The sequence below is a fragment of the Microbacterium ginsengisoli genome, assembly GCF_000956535.1.
In the GTDB taxonomy this organism is placed as follows: domain Bacteria; phylum Actinomycetota; class Actinomycetes; order Actinomycetales; family Microbacteriaceae; genus Microbacterium; species Microbacterium ginsengisoli.
The window spans coordinates 128,492-148,623 of record NZ_JYIY01000079.1 but is presented as its reverse complement, the minus strand read 5'-3'; the positions used below and the strand labels follow the sequence as shown (position 1 = coordinate 148,623).

The 20,132-nt window shown below is 70.5% G+C and carries 16 protein-coding genes and 1 tRNA gene; 11 read left to right on the top strand and 6 right to left on the bottom strand.

The genetic code is table 11. From position 1 onward, the window contains the following. Positions 1-66: 66 nt before the first annotated feature. Entirely contained in the window at positions 67-2,073 is a 2,007-nt protein-coding gene (locus RR49_RS12810; RefSeq protein WP_045248474.1) for a DUF262 domain-containing protein, read from the bottom strand. Positions 2,074-2,187: 114 nt separating this feature from the next. On the opposite strand from RR49_RS12810, the gene RR49_RS12805 reads away from it, so the two are divergent. Next, positions 2,188-2,970 (top strand): hypothetical protein, encoded by a 783-nt coding sequence (locus RR49_RS12805; protein WP_045248473.1) that lies wholly within the window; start codon positions 2,188-2,190, stop codon positions 2,968-2,970. 240 nt (positions 2,971-3,210) lie between these two features. On the opposite strand, the gene RR49_RS12800 is transcribed toward RR49_RS12805, so the two are convergent. Beyond that, positions 3,211-4,098 (bottom strand): aminoglycoside phosphotransferase family protein, encoded by an 888-nt coding sequence (locus RR49_RS12800; RefSeq protein ID WP_045248472.1) that lies wholly within the window; start codon positions 4,096-4,098, stop codon positions 3,211-3,213. An 80-nt stretch (positions 4,099-4,178) separates the two neighbouring features. Further along, entirely contained in the window at positions 4,179-6,290 is a 2,112-nt protein-coding gene (locus tag RR49_RS16190; RefSeq protein WP_045248471.1) for an ArnT family glycosyltransferase, read from the bottom strand. Positions 6,291-6,443: 153 nt separating this feature from the next. On the opposite strand from RR49_RS16190, the gene RR49_RS12790 reads away from it, so the two are divergent. The 4 genes from RR49_RS12790 to RR49_RS12775 are packed head-to-tail and all read left to right on the top strand — an operon-like array spanning position 6,444 to position 10,563. Continuing rightward, complete coding sequence (locus tag RR49_RS12790; RefSeq protein ID WP_045248470.1) at positions 6,444-7,229, top strand: DeoR/GlpR family DNA-binding transcription regulator; 786 nt, start codon at positions 6,444-6,446, stop codon at positions 7,227-7,229. Continuing rightward, positions 7,226-8,200 carry a 1-phosphofructokinase family hexose kinase gene (locus tag RR49_RS12785; protein ID WP_045248563.1) on the top strand — a complete coding sequence of 325 codons (975 nt, stop codon included), beginning with the start codon at positions 7,226-7,228 and terminating at the stop codon, positions 8,198-8,200. Before RR49_RS12790 ends, RR49_RS12785 begins: the two co-directional genes overlap by 4 nt. Positions 8,201-8,241: 41 nt before the next feature. Next, positions 8,242-10,266 carry a PTS fructose transporter subunit IIABC gene (locus RR49_RS12780; protein WP_045248469.1) on the top strand — a complete coding sequence of 675 codons (2,025 nt, stop codon included), beginning with the start codon at positions 8,242-8,244 and terminating at the stop codon, positions 10,264-10,266. 27 nt (positions 10,267-10,293) lie between these two features. After that, the gene (locus RR49_RS12775) at positions 10,294-10,563 is read left to right on the top strand and encodes an HPr family phosphocarrier protein (RefSeq protein WP_045248468.1); all 270 of its coding nucleotides are present in this window, start codon (positions 10,294-10,296) and stop codon (positions 10,561-10,563) included. A gap of 87 nt (positions 10,564-10,650) precedes the next feature. On the opposite strand, the gene RR49_RS12770 is transcribed toward RR49_RS12775, so the two are convergent. After that, positions 10,651-11,289: an MBL fold metallo-hydrolase gene (locus tag RR49_RS12770; protein WP_045248467.1), complete on the bottom strand. Its 639-nt coding sequence runs from the start codon at positions 11,287-11,289 to the stop codon at positions 10,651-10,653. Between the two features lie 116 nt (positions 11,290-11,405). Here RR49_RS12770 and RR49_RS12765 point away from each other — a divergent pair, with 116 nt between their 5' ends. From RR49_RS12765 to RR49_RS12755, 3 genes are all read left to right on the top strand, one after another. After that, a complete protein-coding gene (locus RR49_RS12765) occupies positions 11,406-12,284 on the top strand; it encodes an EamA family transporter (RefSeq protein ID WP_045248466.1) in 879 nt (292 codons plus the stop codon). Between the two features lie 130 nt (positions 12,285-12,414). After that, a tRNA-Glu gene (locus tag RR49_RS12760) sits at positions 12,415-12,490 on the top strand. Between the two features lie 226 nt (positions 12,491-12,716). After that, positions 12,717-13,736 carry a TerC family protein gene (locus RR49_RS12755; RefSeq protein ID WP_045248465.1) on the top strand — a complete coding sequence of 340 codons (1,020 nt, stop codon included), beginning with the start codon at positions 12,717-12,719 and terminating at the stop codon, positions 13,734-13,736. A 6-nt stretch (positions 13,737-13,742) separates the two neighbouring features. On the opposite strand, the gene RR49_RS12750 is transcribed toward RR49_RS12755, so the two are convergent. Both RR49_RS12750 and RR49_RS12745 read right to left on the bottom strand, forming a co-directional pair. Continuing rightward, on the bottom strand, positions 13,743-15,059 hold the full coding sequence (locus RR49_RS12750; RefSeq protein WP_045248464.1) for an LLM class flavin-dependent oxidoreductase: 1,317 nt from the start codon (positions 15,057-15,059) through the stop codon (positions 13,743-13,745). Continuing rightward, positions 15,056-16,417, bottom strand: coding sequence for an O-acetylhomoserine aminocarboxypropyltransferase/cysteine synthase family protein (locus RR49_RS12745; protein ID WP_045248463.1), 1,362 nt, complete (start codon positions 16,415-16,417; stop codon positions 15,056-15,058). Before RR49_RS12745 ends, RR49_RS12750 begins: the two co-directional genes overlap by 4 nt. A 242-nt stretch (positions 16,418-16,659) precedes the next feature. On the opposite strand from RR49_RS12745, the gene leuC reads away from it, so the two are divergent. Genes leuC through murA form a run of 3 tightly spaced genes read left to right on the top strand, consistent with a single transcriptional unit; the run spans position 16,660 to position 20,131 of the window. Beyond that, a complete protein-coding gene (gene leuC, locus RR49_RS12740; protein ID WP_045248462.1) occupies positions 16,660-18,141 on the top strand; it encodes a 3-isopropylmalate dehydratase large subunit in 1,482 nt (493 codons plus the stop codon). A 2-nt stretch (positions 18,142-18,143) separates the two neighbouring features. After that, a complete protein-coding gene (gene leuD / locus RR49_RS12735; protein ID WP_045248461.1) occupies positions 18,144-18,755 on the top strand; it encodes a 3-isopropylmalate dehydratase small subunit in 612 nt (203 codons plus the stop codon). An 11-nt stretch (positions 18,756-18,766) separates the two neighbouring features. Next, positions 18,767-20,131 (top strand): UDP-N-acetylglucosamine 1-carboxyvinyltransferase, encoded by a 1,365-nt coding sequence (gene murA / locus RR49_RS12730; protein ID WP_045248460.1) that lies wholly within the window; start codon positions 18,767-18,769, stop codon positions 20,129-20,131. The last annotated feature ends 1 nt before the right edge of the window (position 20,132 follow it).

The window sequence follows — 20,132 nt, the reverse complement described above, 5'->3', positions numbered from 1 at the left end:
GCGCGTCGTAACTACACTACGCCTGTCGAACAGTTCGGATGCCGCGGCCCGGGGCTGCGGCATCCGTCACATCGCGGCGCCGATGTAGCTGTACTTGACGAACACCTCGGGTGCGATGCCGGCCTCGAGCAGCACGTCCTGCACGGCACGCAGCATGTAGGTCGAGTCCCAGCCCATGTAGAGGTGGTGGGTCGCGTCGATCGTGTCCCACTGGCCGTTCCATGCCCGCTCGGAGAAGATCGGACCGCCGTTGCGCTCGGTGAACCGCACGACCGCGGCACGGTCATCGGCCCAGAGTCGCGTGATGATGCGATGGAAGAGGTAACGCACGTCGTACACCTCCCAGTGCTCGCCGCGGTACTCGACATAGGAGAACTCGCGCTCCCAGCCGTGCGGCCAGCCGCGCCGAGGCTTCGCATCGAGGATCGGGGTGAGTCCGTCGTCGTCGATCTCACCCGTCGCCGCGCGCGGCCAGGTAGCGACGAGCGCCGCGGTGAGCTCTGCCGTGCGCTGCGCGATCGCGGCCGTCGACCATTCGGCGATCTCGGCGACCGCCCGCGTCTGCGGGATGGCGCTCGACCCGAGCAGGCGGCGCTTTGTCGGATAGGGAGCGTCGATCGCATCGATCGCCAGCTCGTCCTCGAGGAGCACCACGTTTCCGAGACTCTGGGCGAGGGCGCGATAGGCGTTCTGCTCGTCGTCGCTCAGGTCGCCCCAGAGGCGCACGCCGTCGGGCGTCCAGTCGTCGCCCGGCGCGAGCGGTGCGATGTGGTCGACGATCACGTCCGGATCTTCGTCGCGCGAGGCGAGCCGCCCGAGCACGTAGCCGGGATGCGGCACATCGCCGAACTTGAGCGCGACGCGCACCCGCTCGTTCGAGGGGGTGATGCGGGCGACCGCGTGGATGAGCGACGACTCGCCCTCGCTGTGCGCACGGCACAGCCGCGCCACGATGCGGTCGTTCGGCACCCCGACGATCTCGCGGCGCAGCAGCAGGGACTCCACGCTCTGCAGGGTCGTCAGCAGTTCGGCGTGGGTGCGGTGACCCGACCCGTGGTCGGCGATCGCCCGCATCGCGAGGGGGAACGCCACCCGGCCGAACGTGCCGATGCCCGCCGTGTGCGTGCGTACCGCAGGGTCCGGCTCGAGCGACGGGTCGAGCAGGCGACGATAGATCTCGGCGAACGCGCGCCACTCTGTTGCGTGGCGACGCAGGGCTGCGGCATCCAGTCTCGGGAATCGCTGCCGGAACGCGTCGTAGACCGAGCGATGACCGGATGCCGCCAGCTCCCGCCCGGTCGTCATGATCAGGTAGTGGCGCCAGAACGCCGCGATCGCCTCGCCGGTGGCCCGCTCGATGGGCAGCCAGTAGTCGTCTTCGATCTCGGTCTGCTGCTCGCGCGTGAGACCCATGAGCACGTAGTTGTGAATCAGCTCGTGGTCGCGCAGCGGCTCGCCCGTGGAATTGAGGCTCTCGAAGGTCTGCTGCGCATTCGCCTCGGCGCCGAGCGCGATCGCCACGTGCTCGAGCCGGGTGAGACCCCGCCACACCGCAGCGGCGTCGTGCACGCCGATGCGGCTGCGGAAGAACGCGTAGTTGTCGTCGAAGCGCGACGCCCGCTCAGCGTCGTCGGGCGAACGGCGGTCGAGCACGACCTCCTCGAACAACTCCGCCCACGCGCGGTGGGGGCGCAGCTTCGTGCGGGACGGATCATCCGCCCGCACCAGCACGCGGCGCAGCTGGGCCGCGAGCGGAGGGTCGGTGTCACGCACGGTGTGCGCGAGTGCCGCCACCAGCAGCATGAGGGTCGTGATGCGCTGCTGCCCGTCGATCAGCACGAGCTCGGTGTCGGCGGCGTCGGTCGACGCAGTGGAGAGCACGGAGCCGATGAAGTGGGTCTGCCCGGGTTCGGCCTCGGCGACCGCGCGCACATCGGCGAGCAACTGCTCGCACCCGCCGATGTCCCACCGGTACTGCCGCTGGTACACCGGAACCACGATGTTGGTGCCGGGAGATGACAGCCAGTCGATGGTGTTGACCGCGGATGCCTCGATGTTTCTGGCTGCTCCCATGATGGGGGATTTTACCGGCCCGCCCCCGGGGCCGTGGGAGGAGGCAAGGGTAGGCTAACCCGCGCCGGGCCTGTTAAAACTTCGCTGGCCCCTGGACGAAAGGCTGACCACCTCATGGGTTACATCACCTCCGCCGCGCTCGAAGAGACCGGCTACGTCGTTCTCGACAGCTACAACAAGCCGCTCGACCCCAAGGAGTGGCTCGACATCGAGTACGTCGACTGGAAGTCGTCGGGCGACACGCGCTTCGCACCGCTTGCAAGCGCCTTCGGCGAGATCGAATGCAACGGCTTCTGGAACCACAAGCCGCCGCGCACCGACAAGGACGGCGTGTGGATCCCCGCCCAGACGGAGCTCGCCCCGACTCTCACCGAGCGTGCGCTCGAGCCGGGCGCGAACGTCGGCCGCTGCCGCATCATCGAGCTGCAGCCCAACAGCTACGGCGACTGCCTCTACAACCTGCACCAGGACGACAACAACCGCCTCAACCCCGACGGCACCGGCTGGGTCGTGCGCGGGTTCTTCAACCTCACCGACGACACCGAGAGCTACTTCGTGCTGCGTCACAACCGCACCGATCCCGAAGGCGAGGTGCGCATCGCGCTGCCGGCCGGCGCGCAGCTGATCATCGACACGCAGCGCCTGTGGCACGCCGCCACCCACCTCGGCACCGAGCCCCGCTACTGCCTCATCACCTCGTGGGAGTCCGGCCCCGAGCTCGACGCGTACATCGAGAAGTACCACGGCGTGAACCACGTCGAGAGCGTGCCGATCTCGCAGGAGACCCTCGACGCAGGCCAGGCCGAGCAGGCCCGCCGTGACGCGGCCCGCGCCGCCTACTACGCCGCCAAGGGTCAGGCCGAGCTCGCGGCGCAGACCGCGATGAGCGAGGCCTGAGCCGCGGCATCCGTCAGACGCCCCGTTCCGCAGCGGCGGAGCGGGGCGTCGTCTTTCGTGCGGGCAGCGTCCCGTGCGTGGAGACAGGTGATCTGGCGAGAACAGGACGGATGCCGCGGCGTTCTCCTGCGCTCGTGTGATCGCCTGCGTTCGGTACAGCGCCACGGCGAGAGGTCTCTCCGCGGCGGCGCCGGGCGAGGCGGGCAGATCTCGCGCGCCGGCACGGCGAGCCGGGCAGATCTAGCGCGCCAAGTCGGCGAGGGCCGCGCGCGCCTCAGCGGCGTAGCGCGGGTTGTCGTCGCTCGCACACAGCAGCACGGCGATGAACGCCGCCGCCCAGCCGCGCGCCCGGAGGGCGAGCGGGCTCCCCTCGTCGACACCCGCCTCCGCCAGGAACCGGGCACGATCGACGGGCGAGAACGCGAGCCATCCGACGGCGATGTCGTAGCAGGGGTCGCCCGCGGTGAGGTCGCCGAAATCGATCAGCGCGACCAGGCGCCCGCCCCGCACCACGACATTGCCAGGGTGCAGGTCGCCGTGGAGCCACACCGGCGGCCCGATGTGCGGTTCTGCCGCGAGGGCGTCGTGCCACGCGGCATCCAGAAGTGCGTGCTCGGCAGCCGACACCGGAGCCTCGCGCAGCCGCGCCCGAATCGACGCGTCCCGGGCCGCGAGAGGCACTCCGCGGAACGGATTCTCTGGGAAGGATGCCGCGGGCACGTGCAGCGCGGCGATGCCTGCGGCGAGCGGGCCGGCCCACGCTCCGCGCTCCGCGCGCGGCACGTCGATCGCCGCCTCGCCGTCGAACCACGGCACGAGACTCCACGGGAACGGTGTCGCCTCGTTCGCGTGCACCGCGACCAGGGGAGCGGGGGCGCCGACTCCGGCGGTCGCCAGCCGGCGGGCGATCGCCGGCAGGAACTCCTGCTCGTGCCGCACCAGCGCATCGGCGACCTCGCGCCGCGGCAACCGGGCGGCGTGGTGCTCGCCCACCCGCCAGAGTGCGCAGTCCCAGCCCTCCGCGGCGAACGCGAGCGGAGCCTCGGCGAACTCGGGCGTGGCGGCCCGCAGCAGCCCACGCACGAGCAGCTCATCGATCACGCGGTCGGCCGCGGGGGAGTCCGGCATCCGATCACCTTAGGCCGACACAGACGGATGCCCCGGCTCGAGGGGAGAGCCGGGGCATCCGTCGTCTGAGGCCGCGCCCCTCAGGACCCGGTGCTCGATGCCGAGCAGGAGTAGAGGTTCGAGCTCGGCGAGTCGCTCACGCTCGAGCAGTTCTGCTCGACCCACGACTGGATCTCGCTCGATGTGCCCGACGACGATCCGCCCATGCCGCCGCCGCCCCCGCCCGCTCCGCTCAGCAGCACGTAGGTGAGCTTGCCGCTGGAGACCAGGGCCTGGAACTCGGCGAGCGTCGGCACCGGGTCGCTGCCGCTGAAACCGCCGATCGGGAGCACCGAGCCGCCGTCCGAACCGATGATCAGCCCGGCCGCCTGCTGCGCGCCGAACGTCGCGACCAGGTACTCGGTGCTCGACGTCGCGTGCTGCTCGAGCCAGGTCATCAGCTCGGCGTCCGACGACGACGAGCTCGACATGCCCGCGATGCCCTGGCCGCCGAGACCGCCCTGCGCGGAGCCGCTGCTGGATCCGCCGAAACCGCCCTGCGTGCCGGTGCCGCCCTGCGCGCTCGATCCGCCGGGGCCGCCCGCGCCACCCGGGCCGCCGGATCCGAACCCGCCCTGGCTGCTCGACGAACCGCTCTGCGAGCCGAACCCGCCGGGGCCGCCCTGGGCCGAGGACGAGCCGCCTTGGGTCTGACCGCCGAAGCCGCCTTGACCGCCGGGACCGCCTTGTCCGCCGCCGGGACCACCCATGCCGCCGCTCATGTCCGCCACGCCGCCCGCGACCGGGTTGATCGAACTCGGGTGCGACATGGTCACGACCGACCAGACCGTCGGGGTGAGCAGCAGGCCCACTCCGGCGACGAGCGCGGTCACGAACCGCAGGGGGCGGGTGCGCGCGCGCTCCCAGTAGATGAGGCCGATGGCGACCGCCGCGGCGACCAGCTGCAGGATCGAGACGACGATCGAGTAGCCGCCGTACGAGATGCCGATGATCAACGCCGTGAGTGCGGCGACGCCGACGAGGGATGCCTGCGCCCACCGGATGTTCGCCTTCCGGGCTGCGCCGAACGCGAGGCCGACCGCGAGCGCCATCGGCACCGCGAGCGACGCCGTGTAGAACTGGTGCATGCCGGCCACGACCGAGAACATCGCGGCGTACGTCAGGAACCAGACACCGATCAGCACGGTGATGGTGCGCGGCACCTTGGCGATCCAGAGCACGACGAGGGCGAGCAGCGTCACCGGCACGAGCCAGCCGATCTGCCCGGCGAGCTGCGTGTTGAACAGGCGGAAGATGCCGGCGCTGCCCGAGAACGGCGGAGTGAACGAGTTGTAGGCACTGCTGTCGGCGGTGCTCGAACCGAACCGGCCGAGACCGTTGTAGCCGAACACCATCTCCCAGGCGCTGTTGTGCAGCGTGCTGCCGATGTAGGGCCGCGAGGACGCCGGCACGAGCGAGACGATCACGATCCACGCGACGGATGCCGCGGCGCTGACGACGCCGGCGACCAGGAGCGTCCAGATCTTGCGCACCCACGGCTTCCGGCTGCACAGGTACGCGATGCCGAGCGCCGGCCACGCGGCCCAAGCCTCGAGCATGTAGCACTGGAAGGCAGCCGCGATGAACAGGCCGGCGGCCACGAGCCATCCGAAGCTCGCCTTCTGCACCGCGTGGACGGCGGCCCAGGCGGCCGCGGCGATCGCCAGCACGAAGAAGGACTCCGGCTGGTTCGAGCGCGAGACGGCCACGAGGATCGGCGTGGTCGCGACGACGGCGCCCGCGAGCAGACCCGCTGTGGTGCCGGCGACCCGCTTGGCGGTCACCGCGGTGATGAGCGCGGCGCCGACGGCGGCGAGGGCGTTCGGCAGGATGATCGCCCAGGTCGAGAACCCGAACACTCTCACGAACAGCGCGGGCACCCAGAACGAGCCGGGGATCTTGTCGAGCGTCACGGTGCCGGCGGGGTCGAACGCACCGAAGAAGAAGTTCGACCAGCTCTTGCTCATCGACAGCGCGATGGATGCGTAGTAGTCGGACTGCGATCCGTTCCAGACGCCCCACGCCGTGAGAACGGCGGCGCCGAGACCGAGGAGGACCAATCCGAGGGGCCAGACACCCCAGCGCCGACGAGCGGCGACCGAGGCCGGGGGAGAGACGGGTACGGCCTGAGAAGGCGGGGCTATGGATGTCACGTCGGCGACGCTATGCGGCGACTCGATGTCCGGTCTCGGCGAAGTCTATGAGGTGTCTGTGGACGGCGAGGGGTGGCTGTGTGGGGCAATGTTGCTTTGGATGTTGTTTTGTGTGTATTGCTGTTGTACTTTGTGGATGTCCAAGGAGGGTCCATGTACGCGACGGAGCGCCACGCGCTGATCGAACAGCTCGTCACCAGTGACGGGCGCGTGTCGGTCATCGACCTCGCCGAGCGGTTCCAGGTCACTACCGAGACGGTGCGTCGCGACCTCGCCGTGCTCGAAGACGCCGGCCTTCTGCGTCGGGTGCACGGGGGAGCGGTCTCCACCGACCGCATCAGCACGATCGAGCCGACCGTGCGCGAACGACGCACGCAGCACGAGGCCGCCAAGATCGCGATCGCCCGCCGCGCGCTCGAGGCCATCCCGGCCGGCTTCACCGGCTCGATCTTCCTCGACTCCGGCACCACGACCGCCGCCGTCGCCGACGCGCTCTCCGAGCGCCTCGCGCGCGTCGACGCGACAGCCGACGTCATCACCAACTCCATCGCCCTCGCACCTGCCCTCGCCGACGCCCCCCGCGTCTCCCTGACTGTCATCGGCGGACGGGTGCGATCGGCGACGGCCGCGGCCGTCGGCGCGACGACCGTCGCCACCATCGCCCAGCTGCGTCCCGACATCGCCTTCGTCGGCACCAACGCGATCTCCGCCGACTTCGGCCTCAGCACCCCTGACATGGAGGAGGCCGCCGTCAAGGCGGCCATCGTGCGGGCGGCGCGCCGCGTCATCCTGGTCGTCGACGGCTCGAAGTTCCAGCGCGAGTCGCTGCGCCGGTTCGCCGGGGTCGAGGACATCGATGTGCTCGTCAGCGAAGCCGACCCGACCGGCGAGCTCGCCGCGGTACTCGCCTTCGCCGACGTGGAGGTGTGGCGCGCATGATCGTCACGCTCACCGCCAACCCCTCGCTCGACCGCACCGTCACCCTCGCAGGCCCGCTCGCACCGGGAGAGGTGCAGGCCGCCGTCTCCGCACGCGAGGATGCCGGAGGGAAGGGCATCAACGTCGCCCGCGTCGCCGCCGCCGCGGGCGAACGCGCCGTCGCCGTGCTGCCGCTGTCCCCGGAGGATCCGTTCCACACCGTGCTGCGCGCGACAGGCATCCCCGCTCGTGCGGTGCCGGTCGCCGGGCACGTGCGCTCGAACATCGCCATCACCGATCCCCGCGGCGAGACGACCAAGCTGAATCTGCCCGGCGCCGAGCTGAGCGCCGCCGAACGGGCTGCGCTCATCGAGGCCGTCGTGACCGCGTCGGCCGGGGCCCGCTGGCTCGTGCTCGCCGGGTCCGTGCCGCCGGGCGCCGGCGACGACCTCTACGTCGACGTGATCGCCGCGACCCGCGGGCGGTGGGGCGCGCACGCGCCGCGCATCGCCGTCGACACCTCGGGCCCCGCCCTCGCCGCGGTCGTCGCGGACGCCCACCCCGACCTCATCAAGCCCAACGACGACGAACTCGCCGCGCTGCTCGACGACGACGCGGTGCGCGACGCCGACCCCGCATCCCTCGTCGCCGCGGCACGCCGGTTCGTTCCGACCCGTGTCGGCGCGGCGCTCATCACCCTCGGCAGCGCCGGCGCGCTCCTCGTCACCGCGGACGGCGCCTGGATCGGGCGTCCCCCGCGCATCCGCCCGGTCAGCACCGTCGGCGCGGGCGATTCCTCCCTCGCCGGCTACCTCCTCGCCGACCTCGACGGTGCCGACGAGTCGACCCGGCTCGCCACCGCCATCCGCTATGGCGCGGCCGCGGCATCCCTGCCCGGCACCCAGGCGCCCACCCACGCAGACCTACCTGTCGACGAGATCCCCATCTCGTCACTCCCCGAGCCGGCGAGCGTCCCGCTCACCGACCACTGAAACCCACCACCACCCACCCCACTGCGACCACGGAGGTCACTGTGTCAGACATCATCACGCCGGAGCTCGTCGTCCTCGACGCATCGCTCGGCGACGACAAGCAGGCGGTCATCCGCGCGCTCGCTGCGCGCGTGGTGGCGGCCGGCCGTGCGACGGACGCCGAGGCGCTGTTCGCCGACGCCTGGGCCCGCGAGGCCAAGGACGAGACCGGCCTTCCCGGCGGCATCGCGATCCCGCACGCCAAGAGCGCCGCCGTCACGACGGCCTCGCTCGCGTTCGCGCGCCTGCGGCCCGCGGTCGACTTCGGCGCTCCCGACGGCCCGGCCGACCTCGTGTTCCTCATCGCCGCTCCCGAGCACGCCGCCGAGGAGCACCTCGCCGTGCTCTCGAAGCTCGCGCGCAACCTGCTCAACGACGACTTCACCGCGCAGCTGCGCGGCGCCCGCGACGCAGCCTACGTCGTCTCCGTCGTCGACCGCGCCATCGCCGGCGAGACGGCACCGGCCGCCGCGGCGGCTCCCACCGGGGCCGCGCGCCACACCGTCGACGGCCGCCCCGCGCGCATCGTCGCGGTCACCGCATGCGCAACCGGGATCGCGCACACCTTCATGGCCGCCGATGCCCTCACCGCCGCAGGCACCGCGGACGGCATCGACCTCGTCGTCGAGCCGCAGGGATCGAGCGGCTACAAGCCGATCGCCCAGTCGGTCATCGACGCCGCCGACGCCGTCATCTTCGCGGTCGACGTCGACGTGCGCGAGCCCGGCCGCTTCGCCGGCAAGCCTCTCGTGCGTGCCTCCGTCAAGCGCGGCATCGAGGAGCCCGAGAAGCTCATCAGCGAGGCGACCGCCGCGGCATCCGACCCGTCGGCCCGTCGCGCCGGCGGCAGCGCCCCCGTCGCCGCCGCCCCCGCCGCACGCAGTGGCCTCGGCAGCACCGTGAAGCGGGCCTTGCTCACGGGCGTCAGCTACATGATCCCGTTCGTGGCCGGCGGCGGTCTGCTCATCGCGCTCGGCTTCCTGCTCGGCGGCTACGAGATCGCCTTCAACGCCGACAAGGTGCTCGGCGCCTCGACTCTCTGGAACCTCGGCGCGAACCCGCTGAACGTCTACCTCGGTGCTGTCGCGTTCAAGATCGGCGCCCTGTCGTTCGGCTTCCTCGTGCCCGCCCTGGCCGGCTACATCGCCTTCGCGATCGCCGACCGCCCGGGTATCGCCCCCGGTTTCGTCGCCGGTGCGGTCGCGGCCTACATGGGCGCGGGCTTCCTCGGCGGCATCATCGGCGGTCTGCTCGCCGGTCTCGCCGCCTGGTGGCTCGGTCGTTTCGAGGTCGCGCGCTGGCTGCGCGGTCTCATGCCCGTGGTCATCATCCCGCTGCTCGCGTCGATCTTCGCGTCGGGGCTCATGCTCCTCGTCCTGGGCGGGCCGATCGCGTTCGTCGTGACCGCCCTGAACAACTGGCTCTCCAGCCTCAACGGCGTCGGCGTGATCGTGCTCGGCATCATCCTCGGCCTCATGATGTGCTTCGACCTCGGCGGACCCGTCAACAAGGTGGCCTACGGCTTCGCGACCGCGAACCTCGCCGCCGGCATCGCCGGTGACAACCGCTACCTCGAGATCATGGCTGCGGTCATGGCCGCCGGCATGGTGCCCCCGCTCGCGATGGCCCTCGCCTCGACCGTGCTCGGGCGCAAGCTCTTCAGCCCCGCCGAGCGTGAGAACGGCAAGGCGGCATGGCTGCTCGGCCTCTCGTTCATCTCAGAGGGTGCGATTCCGTTCGCCGCCGCAGACATCTTCCGGGTCATCCCCGCGGCGATGGTCGGAGGTGCCGTGACCGGTGCCCTGTCGATGGCCTTCGGCGTCACCTCGAAGGCACCCCACGGCGGCATCTTCGTCTTCTTCGCCATCGACAGCTTCCCGCTGTGGATTCTCTCGATCGCGGTGGGTACGGTCGTTACGGCGGTGCTCGTGATCCTGCTCAAGCGCTTCGCGCGTCGTCGCCCCCTCGAGATCGTCGCCGACGAGCCTGAGCCGGCCGCGGTGCCGCAGGCCGTCGCCGCACACTGAACAACACCGTTACGAAGGAGAAACACCATGGCCGAACGCCAGGCGACCATCGCCAGCGCCTCCGGACTCCACGCCCGCCCCGCGAAGCTGTTCGTGCAGGCGGTTCAGGAGAAGAAGATCCCCGTGACGATCGCGGTGGCCGGCGGCCCCGATCTGAATGCGGGCAGCATCCTCTCCCTGATGGGGCTCGGCGCCGCGCACGGCACCGTCGTCACGCTGAAGGCCGATGGTGACGGAGCCGAGCAGGCGCTCGACGAACTCGTCGCCCTGCTCGAGACCGATCTCGACGCGGAGTAATCCGGGCCATTGCGCGTCTGATCGGCACGCAGAAGCGGGATGTCGCACCTCGGTGCGGCATCCCGCTTCGTCGTTGACGCGGCCCGGTCAGATCTCGACCGACTGATCCGGGTCGAGATCATGGAACGCACCGCCGTGCTGCTCGGTCGCCCAGCGCAGCCGCGCGCGCCCCATGTCGCGGCCGGCCACGGAGAGTGTCATGTCGTGGGTCGCGAAGGCGTGGCGCGGCGCGACGGCGAGCACGAAGTCCATCGCGTCGCCGATCTTCAGCCAGGGCGCGCCGACTGGCGCCGCGAGCAGCTCCACGTCGACTCCCTTCGGCACCGCGTACGAGTCGCCGGGGTAGTAGAGCCTGTCGTCGACGAGCACCCCGAGGTTGTCGACGATCGGGATGCTCGAGTGGATCTCGTTGTGGCGGCCGCCGAAGAACCGCAGCGTGAACCCGCCGGCGTCGACCGTGTCGCCCGCCTCGACGACGGTGATGTCGAAGCCGGCGGCCGCGGCGGCGACGCCCGCGGGTGCGTAGATCGGAACGTCGCCGTGGTCGCGGCGCAGCCGGGTGAGGTGCTCGGGGGTCCAGTGGTCGGGATGCTCGTGCGTGACCACGATCGCCACGACATGGCGCAGCCCCTCGAGCGGGGTGGTGAACGAGCCGGGGTCGACCACGAGGGTCTTCCCCTCGTTCTCGACGGTCAGCGCGGCGTGCAGATGCTTGGTCACTCGCATGAAGCGAGTCAACAACGATGCGGATGCCGCGGCAACTCCGCGCCGCGTCAGGCGGAGTGTGACGCGTATGACGGTTGCGTCCGGGCTGACCTCGCCGCGTCCCGAATAATCGACGGGTGGTGGTCACCGTCGTGCTCGCGCTGCTCACCGCAGCGGCGTACGGCATCGACGGACATTTCGGCGCGATGGCCGCTCGACGGCTCGGTGCCGTCGGCACCACGATCCTCGCCTACGCGTCCGGCGCGGCCGTACTCGGCGTGATCGTGATCGTCGTCGGGGGACAGTGGAGCGGGCCGGCCGTCGGATGGGGCGTGGTCGCGGCGGTGACGGCGACGGCGGGGTCGATCGCGTTCTACGCGGCGGCGGTGTCCGGCTCGGTCAGTCTCGTGGCCCCACTCGTGGGCGTGCTGCAGTCCGCGGTGCCGGTCGCCGTCGCTGTCGGTCGCGGGGAGCGGTTCGGCGGTTTCGGCTGGGTCGCTGTGCTGCTCGCCATCTGCGCGGCGGTGCTCGCATCGTCTCGCCGGGCGGAGGGGCATCCGCGACTCACGCAGCGTTCGGGCGTGCTGACCGTAATGTCGGGGCTCCTCCTCGGTGCTTCGATCCTCGCCGTCGATTCGGCTCCCGTCGCCGCCGAGCAGATTCCCGTCTTCCTCGAGCTCACGTTCGGCGTCGCGATGCTCGGGATGTTCCTGCTGGCGCGTGCGCGGCGAGTGCGGGTACGGGCGGCACGTGAACCCGTGATCGCGGACGGGACGGCGAGGCGGGTCGCGATCATCCAGGCACTCGTCGCCGGCGTTCTGCTCGGCGTCGCGAACGTCTTCCTCGTGCTCGCGCTGCACCGCGGCCCGTTGGCTGTCGTAGGGGTGCTGGTGAACCTGTACCCGGTGTTCACGGTCGTCGCCGCCTGGCTGCTCGACAGGCAGCGACTCGCGGCGCCGCAGCTCGCCGGCGTCGCCCTCGCGGTGATCGCATCCGTGCTGTTCGGCGTCGCGTGATCCGAACCGGCGGATCGTCGCGACCCGAGCCGTGGCCGCCTCCGTCGTCGCGGCGGAAGGGATCAGTGGAGTGTGGGCGCCGATTTGTCGGGCACCACGAAGGCATGGCATAATCGAACGGTTGCCTAACGGCCCCATCGTATAGCGGCCTAGTACGCCGCCCTCTCACGGCGGTAACGCGGGTTCGAATCCCGCTGGGGTCACCAACACGTCGAAAGCCCGGTGTTCGCACCGGGCTTTCGACGTTTCCGCATCTGCCCCGCACCGCGCGACGCGCGGTTCCGCCCGGAGTAGAGTTCCGGATGCGAGGGGGAGTATCCCGATCTCGCGCATCCGTCATCACGGGCGCAACGTCGTCGCCCCGGGTGCGCGCCGCACTGTGCGGGGGAGAGACCGTCGACGTTCGTCGCACCCTCCCGAAAGGCACCGCCCGTGGCATCCGCTCTGCCCGCCTGGTTCGAGATCACCGCACTCGTGGTTCTCGTGCTGATCCTCGTCGCCGACCTCCTGCTCATCCTGCGCCGGCCGCACGTGCCGTCGATGAAGGAAGCCGGGCTCTGGGTCGGGTTCTACGTCTCGCTCGCACTCGTCTTCGCCGGCGTGCTGTGGGCCGTCAGCGGAGGGTTCGACGTGCCCAGCCAGTTCCTCGCGGGCTGGCTGACCGAGTACAGCCTGTCGGTCGACAACCTGTTCGTGTTCGTGCTGCTGATGGCGCAATTCGCCGTGCCGCGCCGCTACCAGCAGGAGGTGCTGATGGTCGGCATCATCATCGCGCTCGTGCTGCGCGGAATCTTCATCCTGCTGGGGGCGGCGATCATCGAGCACTTCAGCGCCGTGTTCTACCTGTTCGGCATCTTCCTCGTCTACACCGCCTATCGGCAGGCGTTCGGCGGCGACGACCACGACGACGATCAGAAGCGCGAGGGGGTGATCGTGCGCACGCTGCGACGCATCTTCCCGATCAGCGAGTCCTTCGACGGCGCGAAGCTGCGCACGACCGTCGACGGCCGACGCCTCTTCACCCCGATGCTGCTCGTGTTCGTCGCGATCGGCTTCACCGATCTGGTGTTCGCGATCGACTCGATCCCGGCGATCTTCGGCATCACCGCCGATCCGTTCCTCGTGTTCACGGCGAACCTGTTCGCGCTGATGGGACTTCGCCAGCTCTACTTCCTGCTCGGCGGACTGCTCGACTCGCTCCGCTACCTGCACTACGGCATCGCGTTCATCCTCGCGTTCATCGGCGTGAAGCTCGTCTTCCACGCGCTGCACGAGAACGAGCTGCCGTTCATCAACGGAGGTCATGGGGTGGAATGGGCGCCCGAGATCTCCACGCTCGCCTCGCTCGGCGTCATCGTGGCCTCGATGGCGGTCGCCACGGTGGCGAGTCTCATGGCCTCGCGTCGCGACCGCGACGGGGCGGATGCCGCGGGCCCCGCGGCATCCGCCTGATCGGGGTCAGAACGCGGCGAGGTTCGCGCGCAGTCCGCCCGGCGCGTACTCGCGGCGGAGGATGCCGCGGCGGCGCAGGATCGGCACGAGCTCGTCGAGCACGCGGTGCACCGTGACGGGGTGCAGGTCGCCCCAGAGCAGCACGCCGTCGTTGCCCCACTCGCCGAGCTCCTCGATGCGGTCGGCGAACTCGTCGGCGGTGCCGACGAAGCCGGACCCGTCGGTGAGGCGTCCGAGCCGCGCATGCGCCGCGAGGATCTGCCGCAGCGGCGTGGTGGCGGCGTCGTTCCTCCCGATGAGGCGACGGATGCTGCCTTCCGAGACGTGGTTCGCGAACGTGCCCGCCGGGATCGGCGCGTCGAGGTCGAGCGCCGTGAGGTCGGTCTCGAGATCGCTCGACTGCTTGCGCGCGATCTGCACGAGGGCGGCCTCATCGGGGTTCGCCGACGCGGCGACGAGTCGGTCCGCCTCTGCCGCTGATGAGACGAGCGCGGGCTGGATCGCGAAGAGGATCGTGATGTCCTCCGGGCGACGACCACGCTCGACCGCCGCCGCGTGGATCTTCGCTCGATAGGCGGTGATGCTGTCGCGATCGAGCGGGGCGAGCGCGAGCTGTATGTCACTGTTCGCGCCCGCGAAGCCGAGTCCGCGTCCGCTGCCGCCCGGCGACGCGATCACCGGCTCGCCCTCGCGGAAAGGCACCGCGTTGAGCGGGCCGTCGAAGGCGAAGTACTCGCCCCGATGCGCGGCGTGGTCGAGCCGGGTGCCGTCCGCGTAGACGCCCGAGACGGGGTCGACGACGAGGGCCTCGGGCGACCAACTGCGCCACAGCAGCCGCAGGCTCTCCAGCCACTCCTCGGCGCGGTCGTAGGCGGCGTCGTGGCCGAGCGGCGCGGCGGTGCCGAAGTGGCGGGCGCTGCCGGTGTCGGTGACGACGTTCAGGCCGAGACGGTCGCCACTCAGGTGCTGGAGGGTCGCGAACTGACGTGCCGCTGTGTAGGGCACGTACGCCGCGGGGTTGACCGTCGGGATCACGCCGAGATGCTCGGTCGCGTCGAAGAGGTACGGCGCGAGGAGGAGCGGATCGTGCTTCGGGCCGCCAAAGGCATGCCGGATCCGCAGATCTATCGTCTCCGGGCTGCCGAGGGACGGTGCGTCCTCGATGATGACGAGGTCGAACCCGGCCTGCTCGAGGGTGCGCGCCGACTGCTGGTAGAGGCCGGGCTTCGTCCAGTCGTAGTCCCAGTCGAGGGAGGGGTATCCCCAGCCGTGCGGGCCGAAGCCGCGGGCGAGGAACCAGCCGAAGTGCTGCAGGCGGGTCATGCGAGGATCTCCTCCGTGGAACGGTCGCCGGACCCGGCGACGGCGGCGGGGGATCCGCTGGCGGCGCCCGCGGCGGCGAGGGCCCGGGCGAGGTCGCGACGCAGGTCGTCGACGTCTTCGATGCCGATGGACAGACGCAGGGTGCCGGGGAGAACTCCGCGCCGTACCCGCTCTGACTCCGCGTGGCCGGAGTGGCTCGTCGAGGCGGGGTGCAGAACGAGCGTGCGCACGTCGCCGAGATGCGTCATATGCGTGACGAGCTGAACCGCTTCGACGAACGCGCGGGCGGCGGGCTCGCCGCCGTTCAGCGTGAACGCGAACACCGAGCCGAAGCCGCCCTGCAGCTGACGCACCGCGAGGTCGTGATCGGGGTGCGTGGGAAGACCGGCGTAGTCGACGGAGGCGACCTCGGGCTGCTCCTCGAGCCAGGTCGCGAGAGCGAGGGCGCCCGCGGACTGGTGCCGCACGCGCAAGCCGAGGGTCTCCGCCCCCTGGCCGACCAGGAAGGCGTTGAACGGCGACGGAGTCGCACCGAAGCGGGGGGCGACCGTCTCCCGTGCGTAGGCGATGCGCGCGCGTCCGCCGTGGCGCTCCCACGGGCTCGGCGCACCGCTCGCGTTGCGTTCGACGAGGTGCGGGAACAGGCGGCCCGCCGTGACGCCATCGAAGCGGCCGTCGTCGACGATCACGCCGCCGAGCGCGGCCCCGTGACCGCCGAGGAACTTGCTCGCCGAGTGCACGACGATCGCCGCGCCGTGTTCGATCGGTCGCAGCAGCGCCGGCGTCGCGAACGTGTTGTCCACGACCAGCGGGATGCCGAACTCGTCGGCGACGCCGGCGACGAGAGCGACGTCGAGGATGTCGTTGCGCGCGTTCGCGATCGACTCGGCGAAGTAGGCGCGCGTCTCGCGGCGGGTGGCGCGCCGCCACGCATCGGGGTCGGAGATCTCGTCGACCAGCGTGGCCGTGATGCCGAGCCGCGACAGGTTGTCGAAGACGAGGCCGCGGGTGCCCTCGTAGATGTGGGCGGAGAGAACGATGTGGTCGCCGGCGGAGAGCAGCGTGAGCAGGGCGGTCGTGACGGCCGCCTGGCCGCTCGCGAGGAAAACGGCCTCCGCGCCGGACTCGAGGGTGGCGAGCTTCTGCTCGAGGGCCGAGACGGTCGGGTTTCCGGTGCGGGTGTAGCCGAAGCCGGCGCCCGTGGCGAAGTGCTCGGCGGCGGTGTCGAAGGCGTCGAAGCGGAACCCGGCGGTGAGGTAGAGCGGCACGGTGCGGGATGCGGCATCCGACCACTCGGCACCGGCGTGCGCGGCACGGGTGTCGAAGGATGCCTCGGTGTGCGCTGCGTGCTCGGTCACGACTCTCCTCGGGTAGGGCGGGGGTCAAAGGGGAATCGTCGCACGGCGCGCCGCCGCCGCCATCATCGGGCGCAATACGACGTCACGCCGTCGAGCCCTGCGCCGAGGCGCCGGTGGTACTGTGACGAGGTGCGGATCGCTCGCCTCCTCCTTAGCGGCCGCGACGAGACCTTGTTCTAGGCCGTCCTCGTCGCGGAGTTCGTCGCGGGCCTCCACACCCACTCGAGGAGTACGTCAGAGCCATGACCGACATCACGTCCGATTCGCCCACCATTCCCGACCGTCCGCGCACGCTCGCGGAGAAGGTCTGGGACAACCACCTCGTCGTCAAGGGTGAGAACGGCGAACCCGACCTCATCTACATCGACCTGCACCTGGTGCACGAGGTGACGAGCCCGCAGGCCTTCGACGGCCTCCGCGCCGAGGGGCGCCCGGTGCGCCGTCTCGACCTCACGATCGCCACCGAGGACCACAACACTCCGACGCTCGACATCGACAAGCCGATCGCCGACCTCACGAGCCGCACGCAGATCGAGACGCTGCGTCGCAACGCGGCCGAGTTCGGGGTGCGCCTGCACTCGCTCGGCGACCGCGAGCAGGGCATCGTGCACGTCGTGGGTCCCCAGCTCGGTCTCACGATGCCCGGTATCACGGTCGTGTGCGGCGACAGCCACACGTCCACCCATGGCGCGTTCGGGGCCATGGCGTTCGGCATCGGCACGAGCGAGGTCGAGCACGTGCTCGCGACCCAGACGCTGCCGCTGAAGCCCTTCAAGACGATGGCGATCACCGTCGAGGGCGAGCTGAAGCCCGGGGTGACCGCGAAGGACATCATCCTGGCTGTCATCGCCAAGATCGGCACGAACGGCGGCCAGGGCTACGTGCTGGAGTTCCGCGGCTCGGCGATCCGGTCCCTCTCGATGGAGGGCCGCATGACGATGTGCAACATGTCGATCGAGGCGGGGGCGCGCGCCGGTATGGTCGCCCCCGACGACACGACCTTCGCCTACCTCGAGGGCCGTGCGCACGCGCCGCGAGGCGCGGACTGGGACGACGCCGTCGCCTACTGGCGCACGCTGCCGAGCGACGAGGGTGCGGTCTACGACGCGGAGGTCTACCTGGATGCCGCGGCCCTCGAGCCGTTCGTCACGTGGGGCACGAACCCGGGCCAGGGTGTGTCGCTCGGCGACGTCGTGCCGACGCCGTCCGATTTCTCGGACCCGAACGAGCGGGCCGCCGCCGAGCGGGCGCTCGAGTACATGGACCTCGCGGCCGGCACCCCGCTGAAGGATGTCGCGGTCGACGCCGTATTCATGGGCTCGTGCACCAACAGCCGTATCGAGGACCTGCGCGCGTTCGCGGATGTCGTGCGCGGTCGCACGAAGGCGCCGGGCGTGCGCGTCATGGTGGTTCCCGGCTCCGCCCGGGTTCGCCTGGAGGCCGAGGCCGAGGGACTCGACAAGGTGTTCACCGACTTCGGCGCCGAATGGCGGTTCGCGGGATGCTCGATGTGCCTAGGAATGAACCCCGACCAGCTCGCGCCGGGGGAGCGCTGCGCGTCGACGTCGAACCGCAATTTCGAGGGACGTCAGGGCAAGGGCGGGCGGACGCATCTGGTGTCGCCCCTCGTGGCCGCCGCCACCGCTGTGCGAGGCACCCTCTCGAGCCCCGCGGATCTCGAACCGCTCGTCGCCGTGGCGACCGGCGCCGGACAGGAGGCCTGACCGTGGAGAAGTTCACCGCCCACACCGGCGTCGCCGTCCCGCTGCATCGATCGGCCGTCGACACCGACCAGATTATCCCGGCCGTCTACCTCAAGCGGGTGACCAAGACGGGATTCGAGGACGCGCTGTTCGCCAACTGGCGCCAGGACCCGGAGTTCATCCTCAACCAGCCCGCCTACGCGGGCGCGTCAGTGCTCGTCGCCGGTCCCGATTTCGGCACCGGCTCGAGTCGTGAACACGCTGTCTGGGCGCTGCGCGACTACGGATTCCGTGTGGTGCTGAGCCCCCGGTTCGCCGACATCTTCCGCGGCAACGCCGGGAAGCAGGGCCTGGTGGCCGGGGTCATCTCCGAGCCCGACCTCGAGTCGATCTGGGCGGTTCTCGATGCCGACCCCGGTGCGCAGCTCACCGTCGACCTCGAGACCCGAACCGCCGTCATCGGCGACCTTCGTGTCGGTTTCGACATCGACGATTACACTAGGTGGCGGCTTCTGGAGGGTCTCGACGACATCGGGCTCACCCTTCGAAACGAAGATCGCATCGCCGCCTACGAGGCGCGACGCGAGTCCTGGAAGCCCCGGACGCTCCCCGTTCCGGACGCTCCCACGAAGTGAGGCCGCACCGTATGACTCTCCTAGGCGACGCATCCATCGCAGGCGGACGCAAAGAGGAGGAGGGCGAGATCATCTCGATCCGGGGCGGCCGTCCGCTCTCCGGTCGCGTCGAGGTGAAGGGCGCCAAGAACCTCGTCACCAAGGCGATGGTGGCGTCTCTTCTCGGTGAGAGCCCGAGCATCCTGCGCGACGTGCCCGAGATCAGCGACGTCGCCGTCGTGCGCTCTCTTCTCGAGGTGCATGGCGTGCGCGTCGAAGACGGTGTCGAGCCGGGCTCGCTCGTGCTCGATCCCCGTGACGTCGAGTCTGCGCACTTCGAGGAGATCGACGCCCACGCCGGCGCGTCGCGTATCCCGATCCTGTTCTGCGGCCCCCTGCTGCACCGCCTGGGGCAGGCGTTCATCCCCGATCTCGGCGGATGCCGCATCGGCGACCGGCCGATCGACTTCCACCTCGACGCGCTGCGCAAGTTCGGCGCAGTGGTCGAGAAGCTGCCGAGCGGCATCCGACTCTCGGCGCCGCAGGGCCTGCGCGGTGCCAGCATCCACCTGCCCTACCCGAGCGTCGGCGCCACGGAGCAGGTACTGCTGACGGCAGTGCGCGCGAAGGGCGTCACGGAGCTGCGCAACGCCGCGATCGAGCCCGAGATCATGGACCTGATCGCCGTGCTGCAGAAGATGGGCGCGATCATCTCCTACGAGCCCAACCGGGTCATCTTCATCGAGGGCGTCGATCGGCTCAAGGGCTACGACCACCGCGCGATCTTCGATCGCAACGAGGCCGCGAGCTGGGCCAGCGCGGCGATCGCGACCGACGGCGAGATCTTCGTCGCCGGTGCACGCCAGCAGGAGATGCTGACCTTCCTCAACGTGCTGCGGAAGGTCGGCGCCGATTTCGACGTGCAGGAGGACGGGATCCTCTTCCGGCGAGACGGCGAGCTCCGGCCCGTTGTCGTCGAGACCGATGTGCACCCCGGCTTCATGACCGACTGGCAGCAGCCCCTGATCGTCGCACTCACCCAGGCGTCGGGCCGCTCGGTCGTGCACGAGACGGTGTACGAGAACCGCTTCGGCTTCACTCAGGCGCTCGTGAAGATGGGCGCCGACATCGTCGTGCACCCCCACGGACTGCAGGAGGGCGTGCGTCGCGTGGCGCGCCGCGCGCTCGAGCAGGCCGCCGTCATCACCGGTCCGACCGCATTGCGAGGTGCCGACATCACCGTCCCTGATCTGCGAGGCGGGTACAGCCATGTGATCGCGGCGCTGACCGCCGAAGGGGAGTCGATCGTGCGCAACGTCGGGATCATCCGGCGTGGATACCCCGACTTCTTCGCCAAGCTGCGCGCACTCGGCGCCGACTTCGACGTCATCGGCTGAG

Coding starts and splice junctions, on each gene's coding strand:
- RR49_RS12770 (WP_045248467.1), bottom strand. CDS start 11,289: ATGCGAGTGACCAAGCATCTGCACGCCGCGCTGACCGTCGAGAACGAG.
- RR49_RS12810 (WP_045248474.1), bottom strand. CDS start 2,073: ATGGGAGCAGCCAGAAACATCGAGGCATCCGCGGTCAACACCATCGAC.
- RR49_RS12790 (WP_045248470.1), top strand. CDS start 6,444: ATGTACGCGACGGAGCGCCACGCGCTGATCGAACAGCTCGTCACCAGT.
- RR49_RS12750 (WP_045248464.1), bottom strand. CDS start 15,059: ATGACCCGCCTGCAGCACTTCGGCTGGTTCCTCGCCCGCGGCTTCGGC.
- murA (WP_045248460.1), top strand. CDS start 18,767: ATGACTCTCCTAGGCGACGCATCCATCGCAGGCGGACGCAAAGAGGAG.
- RR49_RS12805 (WP_045248473.1), top strand. CDS start 2,188: ATGGGTTACATCACCTCCGCCGCGCTCGAAGAGACCGGCTACGTCGTT.
- leuC (WP_045248462.1), top strand. CDS start 16,660: ATGACCGACATCACGTCCGATTCGCCCACCATTCCCGACCGTCCGCGC.
- RR49_RS12775 (WP_045248468.1), top strand. CDS start 10,294: ATGGCCGAACGCCAGGCGACCATCGCCAGCGCCTCCGGACTCCACGCC.
- RR49_RS12800 (WP_045248472.1), bottom strand. CDS start 4,098: ATGCCGGACTCCCCCGCGGCCGACCGCGTGATCGATGAGCTGCTCGTG.
- RR49_RS12785 (WP_045248563.1), top strand. CDS start 7,226: ATGATCGTCACGCTCACCGCCAACCCCTCGCTCGACCGCACCGTCACC.